At 72.6% G+C, this 22,895-nt stretch carries 24 protein-coding genes and 1 pseudogene; 10 read left to right on the forward strand and 15 right to left on the reverse strand.

The genetic code is table 11. From position 1 onward, the window contains the following. Positions 1 to 100 precede the first annotated feature (100 nt). Positions 101 to 1,126 (reverse strand): M4 family metallopeptidase, encoded by a 1,026-nt coding sequence (locus ACGF0D_RS26055; RefSeq protein WP_392920176.1) that lies wholly within the window; start codon positions 1,124 to 1,126, stop codon positions 101 to 103. A gap of 337 nt (positions 1,127 to 1,463) precedes the next feature. Between ACGF0D_RS26055 and leuA the strand changes: the two genes are divergently transcribed. From leuA to ACGF0D_RS26075, 4 genes are all read left to right on the forward strand, one after another. After that, positions 1,464 to 3,260 carry a 2-isopropylmalate synthase gene (leuA, locus tag ACGF0D_RS26060; protein ID WP_392869839.1) on the forward strand — a complete coding sequence of 599 codons (1,797 nt, stop codon included), beginning with the start codon at positions 1,464 to 1,466 and terminating at the stop codon, positions 3,258 to 3,260. Positions 3,261 to 3,499: 239 nt separating this feature from the next. Next, positions 3,500 to 4,165, forward strand: a complete 666-nt coding sequence (locus ACGF0D_RS26065; RefSeq protein WP_392869837.1) for a TerB family tellurite resistance protein — start codon at positions 3,500 to 3,502, stop codon at positions 4,163 to 4,165. Positions 4,166 to 4,444: 279 nt separating this feature from the next. Continuing rightward, on the forward strand, positions 4,445 to 5,191 hold the full coding sequence (gene recO / locus ACGF0D_RS26070; RefSeq protein WP_224279474.1) for a DNA repair protein RecO: 747 nt from the start codon (positions 4,445 to 4,447) through the stop codon (positions 5,189 to 5,191). Positions 5,192 to 5,195: 4 nt separating this feature from the next. Next, positions 5,196 to 6,029 carry an isoprenyl transferase gene (locus ACGF0D_RS26075; RefSeq protein ID WP_392869833.1) on the forward strand — a complete coding sequence of 278 codons (834 nt, stop codon included), beginning with the start codon at positions 5,196 to 5,198 and terminating at the stop codon, positions 6,027 to 6,029. Between the two features lie 131 nt (positions 6,030 to 6,160). Here ACGF0D_RS26075 and ACGF0D_RS26080 read toward each other — a convergent pair whose 3' ends face one another. Genes ACGF0D_RS26080 through ACGF0D_RS26095 form a run of 4 tightly spaced genes read right to left on the reverse strand, consistent with a single transcriptional unit; the run spans position 6,161 to position 9,360 of the window. Further along, positions 6,161 to 6,571: a Fur family transcriptional regulator gene (locus ACGF0D_RS26080; RefSeq protein WP_188298282.1), complete on the reverse strand. Its 411-nt coding sequence runs from the start codon at positions 6,569 to 6,571 to the stop codon at positions 6,161 to 6,163. 35 nt (positions 6,572 to 6,606) lie between these two features. Continuing rightward, a complete protein-coding gene (locus ACGF0D_RS26085) occupies positions 6,607 to 7,533 on the reverse strand; it encodes a metal ABC transporter permease (RefSeq protein WP_392920243.1) in 927 nt (308 codons plus the stop codon). Then, positions 7,533 to 8,297, reverse strand: a complete 765-nt coding sequence (locus ACGF0D_RS26090) for a metal ABC transporter ATP-binding protein (protein ID WP_392869831.1) — start codon at positions 8,295 to 8,297, stop codon at positions 7,533 to 7,535. Before ACGF0D_RS26090 ends, ACGF0D_RS26085 begins: the two co-directional genes overlap by 1 nt. A gap of 13 nt (positions 8,298 to 8,310) precedes the next feature. Beyond that, positions 8,311 to 9,360 (reverse strand): metal ABC transporter substrate-binding protein, encoded by a 1,050-nt coding sequence (locus tag ACGF0D_RS26095; RefSeq protein WP_392870112.1) that lies wholly within the window; start codon positions 9,358 to 9,360, stop codon positions 8,311 to 8,313. A gap of 194 nt (positions 9,361 to 9,554) precedes the next feature. Between ACGF0D_RS26095 and ACGF0D_RS26100 the strand changes: the two genes are divergently transcribed. Continuing rightward, positions 9,555 to 10,937, forward strand: a complete 1,383-nt coding sequence (locus tag ACGF0D_RS26100; protein WP_392869830.1) for a glycine--tRNA ligase — start codon at positions 9,555 to 9,557, stop codon at positions 10,935 to 10,937. Between the two features lie 105 nt (positions 10,938 to 11,042). Here the strand turns inward: ACGF0D_RS26100 and ACGF0D_RS26105 are convergent, their stop codons facing one another. The 6 genes from ACGF0D_RS26105 to ACGF0D_RS26130 form a co-directional block, all read right to left on the reverse strand. Then, complete coding sequence (locus tag ACGF0D_RS26105) at positions 11,043 to 12,203, reverse strand: hypothetical protein (RefSeq protein WP_392920180.1); 1,161 nt, start codon at positions 12,201 to 12,203, stop codon at positions 11,043 to 11,045. 68 nt (positions 12,204 to 12,271) lie between these two features. Beyond that, positions 12,272 to 13,435, reverse strand: a complete 1,164-nt coding sequence (locus ACGF0D_RS26110; protein ID WP_392920182.1) for a hypothetical protein — start codon at positions 13,433 to 13,435, stop codon at positions 12,272 to 12,274. Then, the gene (locus ACGF0D_RS26115; RefSeq protein WP_392920185.1) at positions 13,432 to 14,010 is read right to left on the reverse strand and encodes an NADAR family protein; all 579 of its coding nucleotides are present in this window, start codon (positions 14,008 to 14,010) and stop codon (positions 13,432 to 13,434) included. Before ACGF0D_RS26115 ends, ACGF0D_RS26110 begins: the two co-directional genes overlap by 4 nt. Positions 14,011 to 14,188: 178 nt before the next feature. Next, positions 14,189 to 15,295 (reverse strand): threonine aldolase family protein, encoded by a 1,107-nt coding sequence (locus ACGF0D_RS26120; RefSeq protein WP_392920188.1) that lies wholly within the window; start codon positions 15,293 to 15,295, stop codon positions 14,189 to 14,191. 131 nt (positions 15,296 to 15,426) lie between these two features. After that, positions 15,427 to 16,974, reverse strand: coding sequence for a ricin-type beta-trefoil lectin domain protein (locus tag ACGF0D_RS26125; RefSeq protein WP_392920191.1), 1,548 nt, complete (start codon positions 16,972 to 16,974; stop codon positions 15,427 to 15,429). Positions 16,975 to 17,116: 142 nt separating this feature from the next. Beyond that, positions 17,117 to 17,704, reverse strand: coding sequence for a DUF6939 family protein (locus ACGF0D_RS26130; RefSeq protein WP_392920194.1), 588 nt, complete (start codon positions 17,702 to 17,704; stop codon positions 17,117 to 17,119). 2 nt (positions 17,705 to 17,706) lie between these two features. On the opposite strand from ACGF0D_RS26130, the gene ACGF0D_RS26135 reads away from it, so the two are divergent. After that, complete coding sequence (locus tag ACGF0D_RS26135; RefSeq protein WP_392920197.1) at positions 17,707 to 18,069, forward strand: hypothetical protein; 363 nt, start codon at positions 17,707 to 17,709, stop codon at positions 18,067 to 18,069. 22 nt (positions 18,070 to 18,091) lie between these two features. Here the strand turns inward: ACGF0D_RS26135 and ACGF0D_RS26140 are convergent, their stop codons facing one another. Then, a complete protein-coding gene (locus tag ACGF0D_RS26140; RefSeq protein ID WP_392920199.1) occupies positions 18,092 to 18,325 on the reverse strand; it encodes a hypothetical protein in 234 nt (77 codons plus the stop codon). Positions 18,326 to 18,560: 235 nt separating this feature from the next. Here ACGF0D_RS26140 and ACGF0D_RS26145 point away from each other — a divergent pair, with 235 nt between their 5' ends. From ACGF0D_RS26145 to ACGF0D_RS26155, 3 genes are all read left to right on the forward strand, one after another. Further along, positions 18,561 to 20,096, forward strand: coding sequence for a sensor histidine kinase (locus tag ACGF0D_RS26145; protein WP_392920202.1), 1,536 nt, complete (start codon positions 18,561 to 18,563; stop codon positions 20,094 to 20,096). Between the two features lie 61 nt (positions 20,097 to 20,157). After that, positions 20,158 to 20,862 carry a response regulator gene (locus ACGF0D_RS26150; protein WP_392920205.1) on the forward strand — a complete coding sequence of 235 codons (705 nt, stop codon included), beginning with the start codon at positions 20,158 to 20,160 and terminating at the stop codon, positions 20,860 to 20,862. A gap of 7 nt (positions 20,863 to 20,869) precedes the next feature. Further along, positions 20,870 to 21,052, forward strand: a complete 183-nt coding sequence (locus tag ACGF0D_RS26155) for a hypothetical protein (protein WP_392920246.1) — start codon at positions 20,870 to 20,872, stop codon at positions 21,050 to 21,052. On the opposite strand, the pseudogene ACGF0D_RS26160 reads toward ACGF0D_RS26155, so the two are convergent. Beyond that, positions 21,046 to 21,330 (reverse strand): annotated as a pseudogene (locus ACGF0D_RS26160) (phosphatase PAP2 family protein); the annotation flags it as partial. The gene ACGF0D_RS26155 and the pseudogene ACGF0D_RS26160 overlap by 7 nt on opposite strands. Between ACGF0D_RS26160 and ACGF0D_RS26165 the strand changes: the two are divergent. Beyond that, on the forward strand, positions 21,308 to 21,487 hold the full coding sequence (locus tag ACGF0D_RS26165; protein WP_392920249.1) for a hypothetical protein: 180 nt from the start codon (positions 21,308 to 21,310) through the stop codon (positions 21,485 to 21,487). The pseudogene ACGF0D_RS26160 and the gene ACGF0D_RS26165 sit on opposite strands and share 23 nt — an antisense overlap. Before the next feature lie 665 nt (positions 21,488 to 22,152). Here ACGF0D_RS26165 and ACGF0D_RS26170 read toward each other — a convergent pair. Together ACGF0D_RS26170 and ACGF0D_RS26175 are read right to left on the reverse strand one after the other, a co-directional pair. Further along, positions 22,153 to 22,569: a type II toxin-antitoxin system VapC family toxin gene (locus ACGF0D_RS26170; protein WP_392869809.1), complete on the reverse strand. Its 417-nt coding sequence runs from the start codon at positions 22,567 to 22,569 to the stop codon at positions 22,153 to 22,155. After that, positions 22,566 to 22,859 (reverse strand): type II toxin-antitoxin system Phd/YefM family antitoxin, encoded by a 294-nt coding sequence (locus ACGF0D_RS26175; RefSeq protein WP_392869807.1) that lies wholly within the window; start codon positions 22,857 to 22,859, stop codon positions 22,566 to 22,568. Before ACGF0D_RS26175 ends, ACGF0D_RS26170 begins: the two co-directional genes overlap by 4 nt. Positions 22,860 to 22,895: the final 36 nt, after the last annotated feature.

A 22,895-nucleotide genomic window follows, 5' to 3' on the forward strand; every position in this document is an offset into this window, starting at 1 on the left:
GGAGGGGGTTTGCCGGGCTTTTCCCGGACCGTGACCTTAAGCCCGCCTCAACCCGGTCTCAACCGTCCTCCGGACGCGCTCCGGTGGCCCCGGCCGGCGCTCACCCCGGGCTGATCCCGACCTGCGCCCAGGAGGCCGTGACGGTGTCCACGACCGACCGGTCGTCCGGGTAGCGGGCCTTGGCGACGGCCACGGTGGCCCGGGCGAAGGCGGTGAAGTCGGCGTCGGCGGGCAGCGTGCGCCCGGTCAGGGCGTCGTACCAGATCCGCCCCGCGCGCTCCCAGGCCGAGCCGCCGAGCGCGGTGGCCAGCAGGTAGAACGCGTGGTTGGGGATGCCGGAGTTGACGTGCACCCCGCCGTAGTCCTGGGAGGTGTGCACGTAGTCCCGCATGTGCGCGGGCTGCGGGTCCTTGCCGAGCCGCGGGTCGTCGTAGGCGGTGCCGGGCGCCTTCATCGAGCGCAGCGCCACGCCCTGGACGCCCGGGGCGAGCAGCCCGGCGCCGATCAGCCAGTCCGCGTCGGCGGCGTCCTGGTGCAGCGCGTACTGCTTGACCAGCGAGCCGAAGACGTCGGAGACCGACTCGTTGAGCGCGCCGGGCTGGTCCTGGTACTCCAGCCCGGCGGTGAACTGGGTGACGCCGTGGGTGAGTTCGTGGCCGATGACGTCGATGCAGGCGGTGAAGTCGCCGAACACCACGTTGTCGCCGTCGCCGAACACCATCTGGTTGCCGTTCCAGAAGGCGTTGTCGTAGTTGCGGCCGTAGTGGACGGTGGCGTCCAGCCGCAGGTTCCGGTCGTCGATCGAGTGCCGGCCGAAGACGTCGGCGTAGAGCGCGAAGGTGGCGCCGAGGCCGTCGTAGGCGTGGTTGACGGAGCTGTCGGAGGACGCGGCCCGGCCCTCGGTGCGCACGCTGCGCCCGGGCAGCCGCTGGCCGTGGCCGGCGTCGTACACCACCCGGTCCAGGCCGGGGACGGAGACGGCGACGGACGGGGGCGGGTCGAGGCGGGCCGCGCGGTGCGCCGCGTCGAGGGCCAGGGAGTGGACGGCGGGCTCGTGACCGGCCTCGGCGAGGTGGTCCAGGACGTACGGCGGGACGATCGTGCAGATCGGTACTGCTGCAGTCATGTGACCCAGGGTGGGGCCTTCATGACCGGTTGTCACCACCTCGGGCGTGATCAGCCGTGTCTCAAGGAGTGGAACGGAAGCCCGGATCACTTCGGGGGCGCGCGGCGCTGGGTTACGCTGGGGCCATCATGCGCAACGGGCTGCTTCTTCTTAGCTGCCGCGTCGAGGGCCTGTAGTCCACCGGGCCGGCACCCTCGCCGCGGGGAACGAGCTGCGCGCAATCGGCGATCCAACGGTGTATCGCGAGCGACAGCCGAGGCCGGCCAGTCGGTACCGACCACGTGTCGACCACCCCGACCCGCCCGCATCACGCATCACAGGAAGCCGAGTCACCTCCATGACCGAGCAGAACTCCGCCGCGTCCGTTCCCGCCGGCCGTCCCTTCGTCGACCGCCCCACCCCGATCACCGCCGCCTCGGTGCGCCAGCGGCCCTCGGGCATGCGGCACGGGCGCTACCTGCCGTTCGGCACCGTCGACCTGCCGGACCGCACCTGGCCGAACACGGTGATCACCAAGGCGCCGCGCTGGCTGTCCACCGACCTGCGGGACGGCAACCAGGCGCTGATCGACCCGATGTCGCCGGCCCGCAAGCGGATGATGTTCGACCTGCTGGTGAAGATGGGCTACAAGGAGATCGAGGTCGGCTTCCCCTCCTCCGGTGCCACCGACCACGCCTTCGTACGGTCGCTGATCGAGGAGGGGGCGATCCCCGAGGACGTCACCATCTCGGTGCTGACGCAGGCCCGCGAGGAACTGATCGAGAAGACCGTGGAGTCGCTGGTCGGCGCCCCGCGCGCGACCGTCCACCTGTACAACGCGACCGCGCCGCTGTTCCGCCGGGTGGTGTTCCGCAACGACAGGGCGGCCACCAAGGCGATCGCCACCGACGGCACCCGACTGGTGATGGAGTACGCGGAGAAGCTGCTGGGCGACGACACCGTCTTCGGCTACCAGTACTCGCCGGAGATCTTCGTCGACACCGAGCTGGACTTCGCGCTGGAGGTCTGCGAGGCGGTCATGGACGTCTGGCAGCCGGGCGAGGGCCGCGAGATCATCCTGAACCTGCCCGCCACCGTCGAGCGGGCCACCCCGAACGTCCAGGCCGACCAGTTCGAGTGGATGTCGCGCCACCTGTCGCGCCGCGAGCACGTCTGCCTGTCGGTGCACCCGCACAACGACCGCGGCACCGCCGTCGCCTCCGCCGAGCTGTCCTACATGGCGGGCGCCGACCGCATCGAGGGCTGCCTGTTCGGGCAGGGCGAGCGGACCGGCAACGTCGACCTGGTGACTCTGGGGATGAACCTGTTCTCGCAGGGCATCGACCCGCAGATCGACTTCTCCGACATCGACGAGGTGCGCCGCACCGCCGAGTACTGCAACCAGATGGAGGTGCACCCGCGCCACCCGTACGCCGGCGACCTGGTGTACACCTCCTTCTCCGGCTCGCACCAGGACGCCATCAAGAAGGGCTTCGATGTCCTGGAGGCGGACGCCGCGGCCGCGGGCGTGCCGGTGGAGGAGCACACCTGGGGCGTGCCGTACCTGCCGATCGACCCGAAGGACGTCGGCCGCACCTACGAGGCGGTCATCCGGGTCAACAGCCAGTCCGGCAAGGGCGGCGTGGCGTACGTGCTGAAGAACGACCACAAGCTGGACCTGCCGCGCCGGATGCAGATCGAGTTCTCCCGGATCATCCAGGCCAAGACCGACGCCGAGGGCGGCGAGGTCAGCCCGGCCGAGATCTGGCGGGTCTTCGAGGACGAGTACCTGCCGACCACCGACAACCCGTGGGGCCGGATCTCGCTGTCCGGCTCGCGCACCCTGACCACCGAGGACGGCCGGGACGCGCTGACCGCCGAGGCCCTGGTGGACGGCGCCCCGGTGACCCTGACCGGGACCGGCAACGGCCCGGTCTCGGCCTTCGCCGACGCGCTGGCCCGGATCGGCGTGGACGTGCGCGTCCTGGACTACGCCGAGCACGCGCTGAGCGAGGGCGGCGACGCCCAGGCCGCCGCGTACGTGGAGTGCGCGGTGGACGGCAGGGTGATGTGGGGCGTGGGCATCGACGGCAACACCGTGCTGGCCTCGCTGAAGGCCATGATCAGCGCCGTCAACCGCTCGCAGCGCGGCTAATTCGAACGGGTGGTATGCGAAGGGCCGTCCTGCGGGGCGGCCCTTCGTCGCCCCCACCTGGCACTGTGGCCTGCGCCACATTTTTTCGAATCGGAAGCCGTTCGAGGTACTGACACGTGCCGGTAACCGTGGCAACATCGATCCACCGGAAAGCCGGGTCGGTGGGACGGCCTCGGTGTCCGGTCGCGTGACCTGCCCATTGTCGAGCAGGCCGCCTGCCATGTCTGGGGAGTGGCGCCGTGACCAGGTTGTGGGGTGTTCGCCCGCGGTGGCGGACTGACGTTCTCGGTGACTTCTTCTGCCCGGGCTGCGGCGGGGACCGCAACTACCGCCGGCAGCACGGCCGGCGGTGGCTGCGGTTGCTGGGGACCCCGGTGGTCCCGCTCGGCCCGGTCATCGGCAGTGTGCAGTGCACCGGCTGCCACGGCCGGTACGGCGTCGAGAGCCTGGAGCAGCCCACCAGCGTGCGCCTCGGCGCGATGCTGCGGGACGCCCAGTACACCATCGCGCTGGCCCTGCTCGCGGCCGGCGGCACCGCCCACCGGGCGGCCCGCGAGGCGGCCTGCACGGCGGTGCGCGAGGCCGGGTTCGAGGACTGCGGCGAGGCCCAGGTGCTGGCCGCGCTCGCCGCGCTCTCCGGGCTCGGCGGCGAACTCCACGACGCCCGCGGGATGTCCGGCGGCCTGGCCGTCGAACTGCACGCGGTGCTCGAACCGCTCACCCCGCACCTGGCCCACCACGGCCGCGAGCGGCTGCTGCTGCAGGGCGCGGCGATCGCGCTGGCGGACGGGCGCTACCTGCCGCAGGAGCGCGACGCGCTGGCCGCGGTCGGGGGCTGCCTGGACCTGCCGAAGGCCCGGGTCGGGGCGCTGCTGGAGGCGGCGGCCAGGGCGCCGTACAAGTAGCACCGTTAGCACCGTCCGACGAGCACACCGCTCGTGGCACTGTCCGTCGAGTAGACCCGTCCGTCGAACACACCGTCCGTCGAGTACGCCGGCCGTCGATCACCGCGCCCCGCGGTCCGCGACTCCGGAATCCGTAGACCACCTCCGAATCCCCCACAACGGGCCCCGGACTCCCCACCCCGGGCCCGCCGTGACCCGCACCGCAGGCCTCCCCCACGGCCGTCGGTGCGGGCAACACGGCTGTCCGGCGCGGGGCGGGGGTGGGGGACAATGGTCCCCATGAGTCTTTTCCGGGACGACGGCGTCGTGCTGCGGGCGCAGAAGCTCGGCGAGGCCGATCGGATCATCACCCTGCTGACCCGCCAGCACGGCAAGGTGCGGGCGGTCGCTCGCGGGGTGCGGAAGACGAAGTCCAAGTTCGGCGCCCGCCTGGAGCCGTTCTCGCACGTGGACGTGCAGTTCTTCAGCCGGGGGAGTGAGCTGGTCGGCCGCGGATTGCCGCTCTGCACCCAGGTGGAGACCATCGCCCCGTACGGGGGCTCGATCGTCACCGACTACGGCCGCTACACGGCCGGCACCGCGATGCTGGAGACCGCCGAGCGGTTCGCCGAGAACGAGGGCGAGCCGGCCGTCCAGCAGTACCTGCTGCTGGTCGGCGGACTGCGCACGCTGGCGGCCGGGCTGCACGAGTCGCACCTGGTGCTGGACGCCTTCCTGCTGCGCTCGCTCGCGGTGAACGGGTACGGCGCGAGCTTCACCGACTGCGCCAAGTGCGGCCTGGAGGGGCCGAACCGTTTCTTCTCCCTTCCCGCGGGCGGGGTGCTCTGCGGCGACTGCCGAGTGCCCGGATGTGCCGTACCCTCCCCTGAGACACTGGTACTGCTCGGGGCGCTGCTGTCAGGGGACTGGCAGACGGCCGACGCCTGCGAGCCGCGGTACTGGCGGGAGGGCAGCGGCCTGGTCGCGGCCTATCTGCAGTGGCACCTGGAGCGGGGCATCCGCTCGATGAGATACGTGGAGAAGTGAGCACATGGCAGCGCGACGGCTCTTCGGCGGCGGCAAGCAGCGGGCGTACGTCCCCCCGACCCCGCACCCCAGCGGCGCACAGCCCCCGAAGCTCCCCGGCGAGCTGATCCCCCAGCACGTCGCGATCGTCATGGACGGCAACGGCCGCTGGGCCAAGGAGCGCGGACTGCCGCGCACCGAGGGCCACAAGGTCGGCGAGTCCGTGGTGCTGGACGTCCTCAAGGGCGCCATCGAGCTCGGGGTCAAGAACATCTCGCTGTACGCGTTCTCCACCGAGAACTGGAAGCGCTCGCCCGACGAGGTGAAGTTCCTGATGAACTTCAACCGGGACGTCATCGCCCGCCGCCGCGACGAGATGGACGCCATGGGCGTGCGGATCCGCTGGGCGGGCCGGATGCCCAAGCTGTGGAAGAGCGTCGTCCAGGAGCTGCAGGTCGCCGAGGAGCAGACCAAGGGCAACGACGCCGTCACGCTCTACATGTGCGTCAACTACGGCGGCCGGGCCGAACTCGCCGACGCGGCGCAGGCGATCGCCATGGACGTCGCGGCCGGGAAGCTCGACCCGAAGAAGGTCAACGAGAAGACCCTGGCCAAGTACATGTACCACCCGGACATGCCGGACGTGGACCTGTTCCTGCGCCCCAGCGGCGAGCAGCGCACCTCCAACTTCCTGCTCTGGCAGTCGGCTTACGCCGAGTTCGTGTTCCAGGACGTGCTCTGGCCGGACTTCGACCGCCGCGACCTGTGGCGCGCCTGCGAGCAGTACGCGATGCGTGACCGGCGCTTCGGCGGGGCGATCCCCAACGAGGTCGGCGCGCCGCTGCCGTCCCAGCGCTGAGGAGTCCCTCGGCGCTGAGCGGTCCCTCGCTCCCGCGCCACCCGGACGACGGAGAGGACCCACCGGAATCATCCCGGTGGGTCCTCTCCGTCGTGTACGGGCCGTCGCGTACGGGGCGTCGTGTACGGGGCTCAGATCCGCTTGGCGCACTCCGCGCAGGTCCCGAAGATCTCCAGGGTGTGCGCGATGTCGCTGAAGCCGTGCTCGGCGGCGACCGAGTTGGCCCAGCGCTCCACCGCGGGGCCCTCCACCTCGACGGTCGCGCCGCAGTGCCGGCAGACCAGGTGGTGGTGGTGCCCGCTGCTGCACCGGCGGTAGACCGCCTCGCCGTCGGCGGTGCGCAGCACGTCCACCTCACCGGCGTCCGCGAGTGACTGGAGCGTGCGGTAGACCGTGGTCAGACCGACGGAGTCGCCGCGGTGCTTGAGCAGGTCGTGGAGCTCCTGGGCACTGCGGAAGTCCGCGATCTCGTCCAGGGCCGCCGAGACGGCGGCACGCTGCCGGGTCGATCGGGCGCGCGGCGACGGGCCTGCGGTGGTCACCGTGGGTCCTCCTGGGGTCGTGGGCGTCTCGCACATCATTGTGCCAGCCCCGCCCGTCCCTCAGTGGTGCTCATGCCGGAGGGCCCGGAGGTGGCCTGTCCCGGCAGTTCGACGTCGCAGACCTTCGGTCCCTGCTCGCCCGCGCCGCGGTGGCGCCGCCGGGCCAGTGGGGCGGCGAGCAGGCTGAACACCGCGAAGACCGCGATGGCGAGCAGCACGATGGCCGGGCCGGAGGGCACGTCGAGGTGGTAGGAGCCGGTGACGCCGGCCAGCGAGACGACCACGCCGAGCGCGATCGAGGCGGCCTGGGTGGCGGCGAAGGAGCGGGTGAGCTGCTGGGCGGCCACCACGGGGACCACCATCAGCGCGCTGACCAGCAGCAGCCCGACCACCCGCATGGCGACCGTGACGGTGACCGCGGCCATCACCGCGAGCAGCAGGTTGAGGGTGCGCACCGGCACCCCGGTGACCCGGGCGAAGTCCTCGTCCTGGCAGATCGCGAAGAGCTGGCGGCGCAGGCCGACGGTGACCGCGATGACCACCGCGCCGAGCACCGCGATGGTGGCCAGGTCGGCGGGGGCGACGGTGAGGATCGAGCCCCACAGGTAGCTCTCCAGCGAGCCGGCCCCGGCCTGGGCGGACATCGAGACCAGCAGTTTGCCGCAGGCCATGCCGCCGTAGAAGAGCATCGCGAGGGCGATGTCGCCGCGCTGGTTGCCGCGCGAGCGGACCAGCTCCATGGTGACGGCGCCGAGCACGCAGACCAGCACGGCCATCCAGACCGGGCTGGTCTGGAAGACGAAACCGAGGCCGACGCCGGTCATCGCGACGTGGCCCATGCCGTCGCCCATCAGCGCCTGGCGGCGCTGCACCAGGTAGATGCCGACGGCCGGGGCGGTGATCCCGACCAGGACGGCGGCGAGCAGGGCGCGCTGCATGAAGTCGTAGGAGAACATCTCGATCATGCGAGCAGCCTCGGCGGGGTCAGGTCGGCGTGCGGGTGGACGTGGTCGTGGCCGGGCAGCGCGTGCAGGCCGGTGTTGGGCACCGGCGGGCCGTCGTGGGCGACGCAGCCGTCCCGCAGTACCACGGCGCGGTCGATCAGCGGCTCCAGCGGCCCGAGTTCGTGCAGCACGAGGAGGACGGAGGCGCCGCGGCCGACCTCGGCGCGCAGGGTGTCGGCGAGCACCTGCTGGCTGGCGGCGTCCACGCCGGCCATCGGCTCGTCCATGATCAGCAGGTCGGGGGAGCCGACCAGGGCGCGGGCGATCAGCACCCGCTGCTGCTGGCCGCCGGAGAGGTCGGCCACGCCGTCCGAGGCCCGCTCCAGCATGCCGACGGCGGCCAGCGCGCGGTCGACCGCCTCGCGGTCCCGGCGGCGGAAGGGCAGCAGCCGGTGCTGCGGCAGCCGTCCGGTGGAGACCACCTCGCGGACGGTGGCGGGGACGCCGGAGGCGGCGGTGGTGCGCTGCGGGACGTACCCGATCCGGTGCCAGGCGCGGAAGGAGCCGAACGGCGTGCCGAACAGCTCCAGGGTGCCCTGCTCCAGCGGGACGGAGCCGATCACGGCCTTGACGGTGGTGGACTTGCCGGAGCCGTTGGCGCCCAGCAGGGCGACGACCTCGCCGGGGCGGACGGTGAGATCGACGCCGCGCAGCACCGGCCGGCCGCCGCGCGAGGCGACGGCGTCACGGAGGCGGACGGCCGGGGGTATCGGGTCGGTCATGGTGCTGGTCCCGTCAGCTGGTGGCGGCAGGGGTGGCGGCGTCCGTCGCGGGGGCGGTTCCGGCGGGGGTGGCCGGGGCGCCGAGGGCGGCCTGGAGGTTGGCCAGGTTCTGCTTCATCACCGTCAGGTAGTCGTCCTTGGCGGGGTCCTTGACGCCCTCCAGCGGGTCCAGGACGGCGGTCTTGAGGCCGAGGTCCTTGGCGACGGTGTCGGCGAGCTTGGGGCTGACGAGGGTCTCGAAGAAGACGGTGGTGACGCCGTTGTCCTTGGCGGCCTTCTGCACCGCGGCGAGGCGGGCCGGGGTGGGCTCGGACTCCGGGTCGACGCCGTTGATGGCGACCTGGGTGAGGCCGTAGTGGTCGGCGAGGTAGCCGAAGGCGGCGTGGCTGGTGACGAAGGTCCTGGTCGTGGCGTCCTTCAGCCCGGCCCGGAACTCCTGGTCGAGCGCGGTGAGCTTGGTGACCAGCTCGTCGGTGTTCTTCCGGTAGTCCTCGGCGTGCGCCGGGTCGGCCTTGGCGAACTCGTCGCCGACGCTCTTGGCGATCGCCGCGTAGCGGGTCGGGTCGAGCCAGATGTGCGGGTCGCCGGCCGGGCCCTCGTGCCCGTGGCCGTCGCCCCCGTGGGCCTCGCTCCCGTGGGCCTCGTCCTCGGTGCCCTCGTCGAGGTGGTGGTCGACCAGCGGGCTGGCGGCGGTGGCGTCGATCTTGTGCTTGCTGGACGACTGCGCGACGGCCTGGTCGACGGTGGGCTGCAGGCCCTTGAGGTAGATGATCGCGTCGGCCTTCTGGACCGTGCCGACCTGCTTGGCGGTGAGCTCCAGGTCGTGCGGCTCGACGCCGGCGGCGGTCAGATCGGTGACCGCGACGTGCTCCTTGCCGATCTGCTGGGCCAGGAACTCCATCGGGTAGAAGGACGCGACGACCTTCAGCCGACCGGCGCCGCTGTCGGCACTGCTGCTGCCTCCGCAGGCCGTGAGGGCGAGGGAGGCGGCCAGGGCGGTGGCGCCGAAGGCCATGGAGCGACGGGTCCGGCGAGTCAGTCCGAGTCGAGGCAGTCTGATCATCATGACAATCATTCTCATCTCACATGGAAATGATTGTCAAATCACTCGGGCGGGTGAACGGAGGGTGGCCGAGGGCGTCGGCGGCCGGACGATACCGATTTGAATCACGTACCCGTATGGCCGGTAACCTGAGGTATTCGGGTACGCGCAACCAGCCGTGCCCTGACCGTGCCGTACGTACTGAAGAGAGCACTGTGGCCGCCGACAAGATCGACACGATCGTCAGCCTGAGCAAGCGCCGTGGCTTCGTCTACCCCTGCAGCGAGATCTACGGTGGCACGCGCGCCGCCTGGGACTACGGGCCGCTGGGTGTCGAGCTCAAGGAGAACATCAAGCGCCAGTGGTGGCGCACGATGGTCCAGGCCCGTGAGGACGTCGTCGGACTCGACTCGTCGGTGATCCTCGCGCGCGAGGTGTGGGAGGCCTCCGGCCACGTCGCCACCTTCAACGACCCGCTGACCGAGTGCCTCTCCTGCCACAAGCGCCACCGGGCCGACCACCTGGAGGAGAAGTACGAGGCCAAGCACGGCTTCCCGCCGCCGAACGGCCTCAAGGACGTCAACTGCCCCGACTGCGGCACCAAGGGCCAGTTCACCGAGCCCAAGGACTTCTCGGGCATGCTGAAGACCCACCTCGGTGTCACCGAGGAGGCGAGCGGCCTGGCGTTCCTGCGCCCGGAGACCGCCCAGGGCATCTTCACCAACTTCAGCGCCGTCCAGACCACTTCGCGCAAGAAGCCGCCGTTCGGCATCGCCCAGACCGGCAAGAGCTTCCGCAACGAGATCACGCCCGGCAACTTCATCTTCCGGACCCGCGAGTTCGAGCAGATGGAGATGGAGTTCTTCGTCAAGCCGGGCGAGGACGAGCAGTGGCACGAGTACTGGCTCCAGCAGCGCTGGGACTGGTACGTCGACCTCGGCATGCGCACCGAGAACATGCGCTTCTTCGAGCACCCGAAGGAGAAGCTCTCCCACTACGCCAAGCGCACGGTGGACATCGAGTACCGCTTCAACTTCGGCGGCAGCGAGTTCTCCGAGCTGGAGGGCGTCGCCAACCGCACCGACTACGACCTGCGGGTGCACAGCGAGGCCTCCGGCAAGGACCTCCGGTACTTCGACCAGGAGTCCGGCGAGCGCTACTTCCCGTACGTCATCGAGCCGGCGGCCGGCCTCAACCGCGCCATGCTGGCCTTCCTGATCGACGCCTACTTCGAGGACGAGGCGCCGAACGCCAAGGGCGTCATGGAGAAGCGCGTCGGCATGCGGCTGGACCCGCGCCTGGCCCCGGTCAAGGTCGCCGTCCTGCCGCTGTCGCGCAACGCCGATCTCTCCCCGAAGGCCCGCGGCCTGGCCGCCGACCTGCGCACCGCGTGGAACGTCGAGTTCGACGACGCCGGCGCCATCGGCAAGCGCTACCGCCGCCAGGACGAGATCGGCACGCCGTTCTGCGTCACGGTCGACTTCGACACCCTCGAGGACAACGCGGTGACCGTCCGCGACCGCGACACCATGTCGCAGGAGCGCGTCTCGCTGGACCAGGTCAAGGCGTACCTCGGCGCGCGGCTGATCGGCTGCTAGCGGGGGCCTGATCGGCTCGGGAGCCCTCGTCCGCCCTGATGGGGCGGTCGGGGGCTCCTTGCTGTCCGGGGGCGGGGCGGTCGGGGTCGGGGCGGCGGCGGGCCGCTAGCGCCGTCCCCAGCGGGAGCGTGGAGCCGTGGGCGGGCGGGTCGGCAGGCCGGCGGTGCGCAGGGCGGCGAGGGTGGTGCGGTGGCGGGCCTCGTCGGCGAGCAGTGCGGCCAGCAGCTGCGCGTACAGCTCGGAGGTGCCGGCGCCGTTCAGGGCGGTGGCCAGCCGGACCACCTCGACGGGCGGGCGCAGCACGGCCAGTTCGTTCAGCAGCAGGGTGGCGAGCGCGGGCGGCAGCCCGGCCGCGAGGTCGGCGAGGTCGGCGGTGGAGCGACCGGCGGCCTGGCGCAGCAGGGTCCGGACGTCGGCGGCCCGACCGTGCTGCTGGAGGCAGGCGGCCAGGGAGGTCAGCTCGGTCATCGGCGCCGACCCCCACTCCCAGAGCAGCGTCGCGCTGTCGGCGGCCAGTCCGGCCCGGTCCAGCGCGGAGAGCAGACCGGGGACGGAGGCGGCCGGGTAGCTCCAGAAGGCGTGGAACACCTCCGCCGCCTCCTCGGCCAGGCCCAGTTCGCGCAGCTCGGCGAGCACGGCGACGGAGTGGTCCGGAGCCGACCGGGAGATGCTGCGGGCGAGGTGGAGCGAGCTGCCGTTCGGGCCGTACCGGGTCAGCATGCCGACCAGCAGCGAGGCGTCGGCGGGGGCGAGGTGGGCGGCGGCCGTGTCGATCACCTCGGCGACCTCGGTGAGGGAGCCGGCCCGGTGGAGGGTGATGATGCGCTCGGTGAGGGCGCCGAGGTCGGGGCGGGCGGGGGGTGGCGGGGCCTGCTGTTGTGAGGGTTGCTGTGAGGGCTGCTGTCGTTGCTGTTGCTGTTGCTGTTGCTGTTGCGGGAAGTGGGGGTGCTGGGGCTGCTGTGGTGGCGGAGGCTGCTGCCGGTGTCTGATCCGGCTCTCCAACGCCTCCAGCTGGTCGCTGAGTTGGAGGCAGCGGGCGCCCAGCCCCTCGCGGAGGGTGCGGGCCTGGGCGAGCTGGCGCAGCAGCTCCCCGTCCGGCCGCTGTCGACCGGGGGTTGCGCGGATCGCCTCGTTGAGGCGCCGTTCCCGCTGGCTCGCGTAGCGGCTCGCACGGAGTAACTCGTCCAGTTCTGCGCGGAGTTCGGCGGCTTGCTGCTCGCCTTCCGGCTGCTGGCCTGCGGGTTGTGCCGTCGGCCGCATGCGCATGATCGCCCCAACCTGTCCATTCGGACCCTGACTGTGTGACATCCTCGCGTCAGTATGTGGCGTAGGAGTTAAGAGCGCACGACCAGTCGTGTCCGAGTGGTGTCAAGGAGCGCGCAGACGGCGGTCGTTGTGAGAAGTGCGCCGGTCGCGCTCCGTAGCAGGGTCGCCTCGTAGTACGAGCCGGGAGCGAGCGCCGCGACGGCATATCCGACCGCCCCGCCTGCGAGGGCGGGCAGCAGGAGGAGCAGCGCGTCCCGGTGGGCCGCCGCAGCCCCGATCACCAGGATCCCGGCCAGGGCGGCGAGTTCGGGCGTCCCGAAGGACTCCGCGTAGCGGATCGCCAGGGCGGGGGCGAGGAACAGTGCGAGCGCCCGGCCGATCGTCTCGGCGAGTGCGGTGGTGTACGGGCCCGGCTGCCGGTGCGGGAGGCGGGGTCGGGTCGGGGCGGTGCGGGTGGCGACGAGCACCGCCAACGCGGCTGCGGCGGAAGGGAGATGGTCGCCGAGCCGGGCGAGGTTGTAGAGCAGTGCGGTGTCGTACAGCCCCAGCATCAACTGGCCGTACGCCCACAGGTCGAGGGCGAAGCGGAACAGGCTCCGGGCGGGTTCGGCGCCGGGTTCGGGTTCGGGTTCGGGTTCGGGTTCGGGTTCGGGCTCGCGGCGGGCCAGCCAGACGATCAGCGGGGGCGTGAGGCAGGCGGCGAGCGTGCGCAGCACGAGGTCGTCCACCGTGTACGGGTTGCGCAGGTCCCACTCCACCGCGCAGAACGCCACCGTGTACGAGGCGGCGGCGAGCGGGATCAGGGGTGAGCGGGCCAGCCGGACGTACAGCGCGCGGTCCAGCCGTCGGATGACGGCGACGAACGCCAGCAGCACCAGCGGCAGTTCGAGGAGCGCCGGAACCCGGAGCACGGACGGGGCCAGCAGCTCCGGGGCCGGGAAGTGGGCGGCGAGGGGGTCCAGGCGGGGCACGTCGAACCACCCGGGCGGCAGGTGGCGGGCGATGAAGGAGACGTCCCCGTGGTGCACCCGGTTCACGTAGACGGCGACGAGCACCTGGTTGAGGTAGATCAGTGCGACGACCACCGCCAGCACCGGCTCCGGCCCGGGCCGGCGCGTGCCGACGTGCCGCCGCTCCGGGCCCCTGCGTCGCAGAACTCCCGGCGCCAGGAACAGGGCGGCCGCGGCCGAGACCACCACCGTCCCATCCAGCAGTGGAGCGATCGTGCTCACGCGCCCAGCCGCGTCCGTGCCTCCATCAGCGCGAAGCCGAGCAGGTTCAACCCGCGCCACTCGGCGGGCTGCTGGGCCCGGATGTCGTCGGCGGCCAGCCCGATGCCCCAGATCCGGTCCAGCGGGCTGGCCTCGACCAGCACCCGGTCGCCCGTGCCCAGCAGGTAGCCGCGCAGCGCCTCGTCCTGCCCGAACTTCGCGACGTTGCCCGCCACCACCAGCTCGAAGCGGCCGGCCGTCCAGGTCTCGTTGTCGAAGTCCCTGACCAGCCGCCCCAGCTTCTTCGCCTCGCCGGGTGTCCGGGCCTCCAGCACCCGCTGAGCGATCTCCTCGTCGCCGAACATCCGGGCCTTGCCGGCCATCATCCAGTGCTCGGCGGAGGCGTAGCCGACCCCGTCGACGGTGAACTCGCCGGGCCACCACTGGCTCAGGCACTCCTGGCGCGTCCCGCCGCCCTTGCGCTCGGTGTGCCCCCAGAACATCACCCACTTCGGCCGCACCCCGTCGGCCATCAGCGCGACCAACTCCTCGCGGCTGCGGACGGCGGCCAGGTCCCCCACGTGCATCTCGCTCATATCGTCAGTCTGACATGAAGGGTGATTCGCCGCGAACCGTTTCGCGGTGAATCACTCCTCGGAGTGGAGGTCCGGATTCCGGGAACTCCGCAGGGGTGTCGGCCGGCGAGGCCGGAAGGGCCGGGCTTCGGCTGACGGGGAGTCAGTCCAGGCCCGGCACCCCGGAAGGTCCCTTCCGTCAGGCCTTGGCGGCCAGCTCCAGGAAGCGCAGTCCGACCTCCCGCACCTGCGCCGCCGTCCATGCCAGCGCCGGCTCGCCGAGGCTGATCTCGGCCATGGCGAGGCCGGGCGCGGCGTCCTCCCAGTGCGAGGTGAACCAGAGGCCCTCCTCCTCCGCGAGCGCCAGGTGGGCGGCGTTCAGGGCCTCGGCCGGGCCCGGCAGCCAGAGCTGGAACTCGTGGGTGGGCGGGACCTCCGGGTGGAGCCGGGCGCCCGGCAGTGCGGCCAGGGCCGGTACGAGGGTGGCCGCGTGGCGGGTGTAGTCGGCCAGGCGGGGCAGCACCGTGTCCAGGCCGTGGAGGGCGGCGAGAGCGGCGGGCCACTGCTGGGAGAGCTGGCCGCCGTAGCGGTGGCGCCAGGTGCGGGCGTGGGCGGTGAGGGCGGAGTCACCGGCCAGGGCGGCTCCGCTGATTCCGCCGAGGTCCTTGTAGTACGAGACGTAGACGCTGTCGGCGAGGGCGGCGATCTCGTCGAGCCGCCTGTCGAAGTGGACCGTGGTGTTCCAGAGGCGTGCGCCGTCGAAGTGCACCCGGGCGCCGGCCTCGCGGGCGGCGGCGACCATGGCGGTCAACTCGTCCCAGCTGGGGAGGAGGTAACCGGGGTCGCGCAGCGGGAGTTCGACCGTCAGGGTGCCGAACGGCTCGCCCAACGCGGTGAGTTCCTCGGGCGTCGGCTGGCGTTGCGCGGTCGTGGGCCAGAGGCCGCGCAGGCCGGTGAGCTGGGTGTGGGCGTGGCGCTCGTGCCGCTCGATGTGGCTGAGCGGGTGCAGGGCGACGGCCGTGTTGCCGGTGCGCTCGGCGTGGTGGCGGAGGGCGACCTGCTGGGCCATCGTCCCGGTGGGGAAGAAGACCGCGTCCTCCTTGCCGAGCAGGGCGGCGGTCCGTTCCTCCAGCTGTCGCACCGGGCCGCCGATGCCGTAGAAGTCGGGGCCGGCGTCCAGGCCGTCTATGGCGGAGAGTTGGGCGAGGCGCTCGCGGATGCTGAGGACGCGGTCGGCGGAGAGGAAGCGCTTGCAGGTCATGCGGGCTGCGCGCCACCGCTGGAACTCGCTCTGGTCATCGGTCATCCGGCGATTGTCGGACTCCTCGCGTGTTCGGACCAACTGCTTTTCCCGGCAAGGGCGGAGAGGCGTTCCGGAGCGGGCGACGGCACCGCCCGGGCGGGCGGTGCCGTCGGTGGGGAACCGGCGCGGTGGTGTCAGACGGCGGTCCAGATCTGGTTGCTCTGGCCGGTGCACTGCCACAGCTCCAGCTGCGTGCCGTCGGGGGCGGGCACCGCTCCGCCGGTGACGTCCAGGCACAGGCCCGACTGGCCGCCGACGAAGGAGCCGTCGGGCCGGGGCTGCCACTGCTGGTTGGTCCCGCCGTTGCAGGTGTACAGGATGACGGGCGTGCCGGGGGTGGTCTTGCGGCCGGAGGCGTCCACGCACTTGCCGTACACCCGGAGGGTGCCGTCGGCCTGGGCGGCGACCGCTTCGCCCGCGGAGCCGTCGCAGTCCCGGACCTCCAAGCGGGCGAGGTTGGCCGAGGAGGGGGCGTTCATGCAGCGGCCGCTGGCCTTCGAGACCAGGCCGTGGCCGGCCGGGCCGCCGCCCAGGGCGCCGGGGGAGAACCAGGCGTTGCCGCCGCCCAGCGCCCAGACCGAGACCTCGGTGATGCCGAGGTCGGTCGCGACCTTCAGCTTGGAGTCCAGGGCGGTCTGGTCGACGTAGTCGTAGAAGCGGCCGCCCGAGCTCCACCGGATCTCGCCCGAGGCGGGGTCACGGCGCTGGGCGATGACCGCCGGGTCCTCGGAGTAGCCCGGGGCCTTCTTCATGTCGGCGACGGTCTGGTTGCCCTTGACGGTGCGGCACTGGTCGCTCGCGGTGTAGGCCTCGGACGGCAGCCCGGCGACGAAGCGGGAGCGCTGGTCGGCCGGGATCTGGGCCAGGGCGCCGGAGAAGAGGTCCCGCGCCCAGTCGTACGGCGCGAACGGCAGGCAGGTGGCGCCGGCCGGGGACTGGTACTGGTAGTCGTACGCCATCATGACCACCTGGTCGGCGCCGGCCGTCAGGGCCCGCCCGTAGTCGAACCGGGTGGTGGTGTCCGGCGGGCCCTCGACCTGCAGCTTGAGGCCGCGGCCGTGCAACCCGTCGGACAGGGCGGTGATGAAGCCGAAGAAGTTCTCGGCGTCCTGCGCGCTCCAGTCCCAGTAGTTCTCGAAGTCGATGTCGACGCCGGCGAAGCCGATCTTCCGGGTGAAGTCGGTGAGGGTCTGCACGGCCGCGGCCGTCTTCGCCGGGTCGCCCGTCAGCTTGCGTTCGGCGGCGAGGTCGGCCAGCGAGACCGTCATGTACTGCTGCGCCGAGTGGGCCTTGACGTCCGCCACGTTCGCCGGGCTGTAGCCGTTGCAGGCGTAGTCCGGGTCGGAGGCCGACAGCAGCACCGCGCCGCCGTTGCCGTCGATGGTGTAGTACTCGGGCTGCAGCACGCCGTTCGCGAGCCGGCCGTCGGCGTACTCGGCGGGCGCGCTGCAGGTCGGCGAACCGGCCGGACCGGGGTAGATCCACTGCTGGGCCTTCACCCGCGGCGCCTGGGCGGCGGCCGGCACGGCGGCGTCGGCCGGTCCGGCGGCGCTGGCGGAGACGGCGAGGACGGACCCGGCCACCAGGGCGACCGCGGTCGCCGCGACCGGGACCCTGCGGCGGGCGACCGCCGCCAACACCCCGGGGCCTCCGTGCCTCGCGTGGCCGGCGCGCTTGCTCATCAAATCGACTCCGTTCCGAGGGACCGCGGCTGCCCGCCGACGCGGTGCCGCACCCGGAACACGGCCGACGGGCCCGGAGGGTTCAGCCTCGGGGCTCAGGGCGTGTGGGCTCGGCGCATTCGGGGCTCAGGGTGTTCGGGGCTCAGGGTGTTCGACCGGTCGCGGAGCCGGAGCGTCCGGGTGCTCCTCGGCGGGCCAGCGGCCCTCGACGTACAGCCGGACGAGCGCGGCGTGGGAGAGGGGGCTGGAGGGGTCGGCGACGTCGCCCGTTGGTGGTGAAGTCGAGGAGCACGACCTCGTCCATCCCCCGGAGCCGCTCGACCAGGTCGGCGGCGCGGTGTTCGAGGACCCACCGGTAGGCGGGCAGGTAGATGCGGCGGCGGGCCGTCTCGTACGACAGGAGCCGGTCGCCGTGCGGGCCGGTTCGGTGGCCCTCGACGGGGCCGAACCGGCGCACTGTCCGCTTGAGGCCCTTCATCGAGGTGATGCGCAGCTTCGCGGGGTCGACGTCGGCGTCCCGGAAGACCTTGAGGGCCTGCCAGATCCCCTCCACCGACTCGCTGGTCAGGCCGTCGCCGTACGGGACGGGGATGCCGCCGTGCGGGAAGAACGGGCTCAGCCGGACCCACGGGTCCGGTGCCTTGGAGGTGACGTCGACGATCTCCGCACCGGGGAACGCGGCGTTCAGTGCGGCCGCCGTACGGCGGCGGCCGGCGATGTGGATCGGCATCCGTGGAGCTGGACCCGTCGGCGGCCTGGGCGGCCGGGCAGATGGTCTCCACCAACTCGGACCTCAACCGGTTCTTCACCGAACTGCTCGTCCCGGACCGCCTGCTGCCCGCGGCCCAGCTCGCCCAGGTGCGCACCACGGTGCCGATCGGAGGTGGGGTCGGCGCCGGACTGGGCGTTTTCAGCCGGCCGCTCTCCTGCGGCGGGGTCTACCGGGGGCCCGGCGGCGACATCCCGGGCAACGAGACCCGTGGTGGCGCCACCGACGAGGGGCGCGCCGTGAACGTCGCGGTGACCACCGTCCCGACCGACCGCGCCGTCACCCGGAACCTGGAGGACGTCGTCGACGCCGCCCTGTGCCGCTGACGCGGGGCCGTGCCGCGGGAGGTCAGGAGCGGTGGCGGTTCCCCTCGTCGCCGATCACACCGTTGCCGTGGTGGACGGACATGCTGGAGTACGTCGCCCGCATGCGCGCGGCGTGGGCGGTCCGCTGCTGTTCGATCAGCAGGCCCTCCGCGTCGTCGAACCGGCGCCGCCGCGAACGTTCCCGGAGCACCAGGAAGGCCGTGACACCGATGACGGTGCCGACGAGTGCGAGCAGGAACACCGTGACGAGACCCATGACGTCACCCTTCCCCCGGTTCGAGTGCGTCCGACTTTTATCTCACGGGAATCGGGCGGACGCACCCGAATCATCGGAACGAGTCGGACAGTCCTTCAGCGGGCCGACGACGTCGCGGACGAGCGCGTCCCGGGCGAGGGAGCCGCCCGCGCGCCGCGTCGTGGGCACGGGTTGGCGCCCCGGGCATGACTTTCGACAGATCCGCCGCGACGGCGGCGCTCATAGGGTCGTGGGCATGCGGATGAGTGGGGTGGCGCTGCCCGTGGTGGCGTCGGTGTGTATCGGGCTCGGTGTCACCAGCCTCTGGTGGGCGCTGCCCGCGATCGGGTTCTCCTTCCTGGCCGGGCTGCGGATGGAGCGGGTACGGCCGGCGGCGGTGGTGTTCGCCGTCCTGGTGGCGGCCGGGGTGCTGATGGTCGGGTCGGTGCCCTCCTGGATCGTTCTGGGCCTGCGGTTCGTCGCGCTCGCCGTGAGCACCGGGATGGGGCCGTGGTTGCTGGGCCGGTTCTGGCGGCAGTCGCAGGAACTGGTGCGCGCCGGCTGGGAGCGGGCCGAGCGGCTGGAGCGCGAGCAGCAACTCGTCGCGGAGCAGGCCCGCCTGCGTGAACGTGCCCGCATCGCCCAGGACATGCACGACGCCCTCGGGCACGACCTCAGCCTGATCGCTCTGCGCGCCGGGGCCCTCAAGCTCGCTCCCGGCCTGGCCCAGCCCCACCGGGAGGCCGTCCAGGAGATCCGGGCGGGCGCGGCCGCCGCCGTCGACCGGCTCGGCGAGGTGATCGGCATCCTGCGCGCCGGGGACGAGAACGGTGAGGGCACCTCCGTGGCCCACGGGCCCGCCGACTCGGACATCCCGCAGCTCGTTGCCGAGGCGGCCGCCGCCGGCCTGGACGTCCGCTCGGAGATCACCGGGGAGCCGGACGGGCTCCCGCGCGCCACCGAGCACGCCGCTTTCCGGGTGGTGCAGGAGGCGCTGACCAACGCCGCCAAGCACGCACCGCGGGCGGCCGTCACCGTGGAGGTGGCCTACGCGGCGGACGGCGCCCGTCTCCGGGTGGCCAACGGGCCTGTGCCCGTGTCCGCCGGCGCCCGTGCCGGCGCGGCGTCGTCGGCCCCCGGGTCAACCCCTCGCAGCGCAACGCCCACCGCGACGTTCGTCGAGACGTTCGCCGGTACCTCCACCTCCACCGCAGCGCAGACCGCGGTGCCCGCCGTGCCGTCCACCGGCGGCCGCGGCCTGGTCGGTCTGACCGAGCGCGTCCGGCTCGCGGGCGGCACCTTCGCCCACCGGGCCCGCCCGGACGGCGGGTTCGAGGTTGTGGCCGACCTGCCGCGCCGTGCCGCGGGGCCCGTCCCGCCGGTGCCCGCGGCCCCGCCGTCGCCGGTGCGCGAGCTGCGGCAGGCTCGGCGCAGGGTGGGGCGAACACTGGCCGCCGTGGTGCTCGTCCCGCTGGTGACGGCCGTGCTGCTGACCGTGGCCCTGCGAGTATGGACGCTCTACGTGGTCAGCCTGTCGGTGCTGGACCCGGAGGTCTACGCCTCCCTCCAGGTGGGGCAGGAGCAGGCCTCGGTCGAGCGCCTGCTGCCGGGCCACCGGCTGCCGTACCGCCCGCCGGTCGGGTCGTCGACACCGGCGCCGCCGTCGGGGGAGGGGGTCTCGTGCACCTACTACGCCATCACCGCCCAACTGTTCGTGGATCGGGCCGGCGACGCCTACCGGCTCTGCTTCCGGGACTCCCGGCTCGTCTCCCTCGACGTGCTCGTCTCCTGACCTCCCGTCGTACCTCCCTTCCCGCACCACCTCCGTCCCGAGCGACCGACAGGAGCCGCCGATGACCACCGCACCGATCCGGGTGCTGCTCGCCGACGACGAGCCCATGATCCGTGCCGGACTGCGCGCCGTGCTCGCCACCGACCCGGGCATCGAGATCGTCGCCGAGACCGGGGACGGCCGGGAGGCCGTCGAGCTCGTCCGGCGCCACCGGCCGGACGTCGCCGTGCTGGACATCCGGATGCCCGGGACGGACGGCATCACGGCCGCCGCCGAGATCCGCCGCAACGGTCTGGCGACCGGAGTGCTCATGCTGACCACCTTCGGTGAGGACGACTACATCCTGCGCGCGCTCGGCGGCGGCGCGAACGGCTTCCTGATCAAGTCCGGAGAGCCCGAGGAACTGCTCGCCGGGGTGCACGCGGTGGCGGGCGGTGCGGCCTACCTCTCACCCAAGGTGGCCGCCCGGGTGGTCGCCCACCTGGCCGCCACCGGAGCCGGCGGCCCCGCCGACCGGCGCGCCGGCGCCCGGGAACAGGTGGCCGCCCTGACCACCCGGGAACGGGACGTACTGACGCTGATCGCCGCCGGGCTGTCCAACGGTCAGATCGCCCGCCGACTGGGGGTGGTGGAGGGCACCGTGAAGGCCCATGTGAGCTCCATCCTGGCGCGGCTGGGCGTGGCCAACCGGGCGGCCGCCGCCGTCCTCGCGCACGAGGCCGGGCTGACCCTCGGCGCCACCTGCGCGGGCGGCCCGCGGGACTGAGACCGTCATGCCCGAGCCCGAGTTCGCGCCCGGGGCCGACGGTATCGCCGGCGCCGACAGCAGCCGCCCGAGGACGGGCACCCCGGTCAGCGCCGTCACCACGGTGGTGGCCGCAGGCCGCAGGGCGAGGACGACCGCCGCCGTGACCGTGCCGCCGAGCGCGGCACCGGCGAGCACGTCGTGCGGATAGTGCACCCTGGCCGCCACCCGCAGCGCGGCCGTGGCACCGCCGACGGGTATGGCCGACAGCGCCCAGCGCGGGCGCAGCAGCACCAGCCCCGTCGCCAGCGCGACCGCCAGGGTGGCGTGGTTGCTGGGGAACGACCAGTCACCCGGCGGCGGACACTCGGCCGCCGCCGGGCCCGGCAGCCCGGCCGGAGCCCGGCAGGGCCGCTCCTCGTCGAGGACCACCTTCAGCACCTCGCTCGCCCCGTAGGCCAGCACCGTGCCCAGCCCGACCAGTGCCACCCCCGCGACCGCCCCGGCGGCCCGCCGGGCCCGGGCCGTCCACCAGCAGAACGCCAGCAGCAGCCCCAGCACCAGCAACCCCACCTCGGTGGCCGGCTCCAGCAGCGAGGCCACCGCACGCGGGGCATCGGCGACGGCCTCCGCCACCCGCCGGTAGCCGGCCGCCGACCACCCGGCCGACACCCGCACCGGCCCCGCCCCACCACCCCGCTCCGGCGCCAGCCACGCCACCACCCCGGCCCCCGCGCAGAGCAGGGCCGCGGCCAGGACGGGCCTGCCCGCCCCCGCGGTCCGGATCCTTCGGCCGGTCGTGGGCTTCCTGGATTTCCTGTCCGTGTACGTCATGGTCCGGACGGTAGAAGCCGAGGAGCCCTTTCCACCCGACCCGAAAGTCAGGCAACGACCATGACGATGGTCAGGGTTGACACCGCTGATCGAGCCGGGCGGAGGGGCCGGGCGGGCGAACAGCAGCTGCCGGGACGAGCAGTGCGACCCTGCCGGGGCCGTCGAAGCGGGCGAGGAAGCGGGCGGGGAAGGGTGGCGGATCGCGGAGGGAGGGGGACCCGGCGGCAGGGTGGCCGTGGTGGTGACACCCAGGCAGCTGCTTCGAGTTGGCGATGGATGACCGGAGCCGGACGCGGAGCAGACGGTCGGGCGGGTCGGTTGACCCGCGGTCCTGACCGTCGACCACGAGGATCGGGCCCGGCAGCTGCCCGGCACCGTGCCCGAGCGATAGCGACAGGCTCGCCGTCGGCAGCCGGGGCTCGCCCGGCTCCGACCAGGCCGGCTCGTCACCCGGCCGGTCGGGGCCCGAGTGTCCGCCTACCGGGAGCCGGCTGCCCTACCGGGCACGACCACGGGCAGGTCCCGTTCCTCCGCCGCGTCGGCCAGGCGCTTGTCGTACGTGACGAAGGCGGTGAGCGCGTGCTCCAAGTGCTCGGCGCTGACGAGATGAATCGCGTCGAGTGTGCGGAGGTGCTGGGTGGGGAACCGGCACGCTGCCCTGAGGACGGGATCGGAGAGCCGGACGCGGAGCAGCCGGTCGAGCAGGTCGGTCGACTTGTCCAGTAACTCCGGTGGTGCGCCGATCCGGATCAGGGCGCGTGGCACCTCAACCTGGGTCAGTGCGCTGGTCGCATGTCCCTCGGCGCCGTGCGAGGAGAGAAACGTGCGTAGAGCGGTGGATTCCTTCTCGGGGACCAGGAGCTTGAGGATCGCGCAGGAGTCGAGGTAGATCAACGGTCCTCCTCCTCACGCATGGCGAGCAGGGCCTCGGAGGCCGACCCGAGCCCGGTGTCTGGCTCGGGGAGAGGCCAGTCGGCCAGGCCGCGCGCGGTGGCGGCGTTCTCCGGGTCGATGGTGCCGTCGCGAACGAGGTCCTCCAGCACCCGCTGCTCGGGATCGGGCGGTGCGAGGACGGCGATCAGCCGCCCGTTGCGGGTGATCTCGACGCGCTCGCCGGCCGCGACCCGGTCGATCAACTCGCTGGCGTGCTGCTGGAGCTGGCGGATGGGGACTCTGGCTGTCATGCGACTCACGGTACGGCGGGCCGTGCGTCGGTCACG

This window comes from Kitasatospora sp. NPDC048298 (assembly GCF_043201465.1).
GTDB lineage: Bacteria > Actinomycetota > Actinomycetes > Streptomycetales > Streptomycetaceae > Kitasatospora.

Excerpts from the sequence above, each read along its gene's own strand:
- ACGF0D_RS26055 (WP_392920176.1), bottom strand. The coding sequence starts at position 1,126 with ATGACTGCAGCAGTACCGATCTGCACGATCGTCCCGCCGTACGTCCTG.
- leuA (WP_392869839.1), top strand. The coding sequence starts at position 1,464 with ATGACCGAGCAGAACTCCGCCGCGTCCGTTCCCGCCGGCCGTCCCTTC.
- recO (WP_224279474.1), top strand. The coding sequence starts at position 4,445 with ATGAGTCTTTTCCGGGACGACGGCGTCGTGCTGCGGGCGCAGAAGCTC.
- ACGF0D_RS26075 (WP_392869833.1), top strand. The coding sequence starts at position 5,196 with ATGGCAGCGCGACGGCTCTTCGGCGGCGGCAAGCAGCGGGCGTACGTC.
- ACGF0D_RS26090 (WP_392869831.1), bottom strand. The coding sequence starts at position 8,297 with ATGACCGACCCGATACCCCCGGCCGTCCGCCTCCGTGACGCCGTCGCC.
- ACGF0D_RS26095 (WP_392870112.1), bottom strand. The coding sequence starts at position 9,360 with ATGATCAGACTGCCTCGACTCGGACTGACTCGCCGGACCCGTCGCTCC.
- ACGF0D_RS26105 (WP_392920180.1), bottom strand. The coding sequence starts at position 12,203 with ATGCGCATGCGGCCGACGGCACAACCCGCAGGCCAGCAGCCGGAAGGC.
- ACGF0D_RS26115 (WP_392920185.1), bottom strand. The coding sequence starts at position 14,010 with ATGAGCGAGATGCACGTGGGGGACCTGGCCGCCGTCCGCAGCCGCGAG.
- ACGF0D_RS26120 (WP_392920188.1), bottom strand. The coding sequence starts at position 15,295 with ATGACCGATGACCAGAGCGAGTTCCAGCGGTGGCGCGCAGCCCGCATG.
- ACGF0D_RS26125 (WP_392920191.1), bottom strand. The coding sequence starts at position 16,974 with ATGAGCAAGCGCGCCGGCCACGCGAGGCACGGAGGCCCCGGGGTGTTG.
- ACGF0D_RS26130 (WP_392920194.1), bottom strand. The coding sequence starts at position 17,704 with ATGCCGATCCACATCGCCGGCCGCCGCCGTACGGCGGCCGCACTGAAC.
- ACGF0D_RS26140 (WP_392920199.1), bottom strand. The coding sequence starts at position 18,325 with ATGGGTCTCGTCACGGTGTTCCTGCTCGCACTCGTCGGCACCGTCATC.
- ACGF0D_RS26145 (WP_392920202.1), top strand. The coding sequence starts at position 18,561 with ATGCGGATGAGTGGGGTGGCGCTGCCCGTGGTGGCGTCGGTGTGTATC.
- ACGF0D_RS26150 (WP_392920205.1), top strand. The coding sequence starts at position 20,158 with ATGACCACCGCACCGATCCGGGTGCTGCTCGCCGACGACGAGCCCATG.
- ACGF0D_RS26155 (WP_392920246.1), top strand. The coding sequence starts at position 20,870 with ATGCCCGAGCCCGAGTTCGCGCCCGGGGCCGACGGTATCGCCGGCGCC.
- ACGF0D_RS26175 (WP_392869807.1), bottom strand. The coding sequence starts at position 22,859 with ATGACAGCCAGAGTCCCCATCCGCCAGCTCCAGCAGCACGCCAGCGAG.